The sequence below is a fragment of the Rhizobium freirei PRF 81 genome, from assembly GCF_000359745.1.
GTDB lineage: Bacteria > Pseudomonadota > Alphaproteobacteria > Rhizobiales > Rhizobiaceae > Rhizobium > Rhizobium freirei.
In genome coordinates this window covers 1-379 of the sequence record NZ_AQHN01000044.1, presented here as the reverse complement: position 1 = coordinate 379, position 379 = coordinate 1, and the positions used below count along the sequence as shown (strand labels likewise).

Genomic DNA, 379 nt, shown 5'->3' with positions numbered 1-379 from the left:
GCCCGAGACGGCAGATCCGACGAAGCTGTCGGAAGCCAATCTTGAGAGCGGCACCGCGCCATCGGAATCGGCTGTGACGGCGCAGGGCAGCGTCACGCTCGCCGATCCCGACAATCCGCACATTACCGGCGTCACCAACAGCCATGGCGATGCGGCCACGGCCGATCCGGAGGGCGGTGTCTGGCAGATCCAGGGTTCCTACGGCACGCTGACGATCGATGCGGATGGCAAATACAGCTACACGCTGACGACGGCGGGCGTTCATGCCGGTGGCGAGCAGGAGACGTTCAGCTATACGGTGACGGACGCACACGGCAACACCACCACCTCGACGCTGAGCTTCACCATTGCCGACGATGCGCCGATCGCCACGGCGGAC

Annotated in this window: 1 protein-coding gene; it reads left to right on the top strand. The window is 65.2% G+C overall.

Features of this window, described 5'->3' with window-relative positions; genetic code table 11:
• Positions 1-379 (top strand): Ig-like domain-containing protein (locus RHSP_RS08550; RefSeq protein ID WP_037150613.1); only part of this gene is annotated, 379 nt, incomplete at both ends.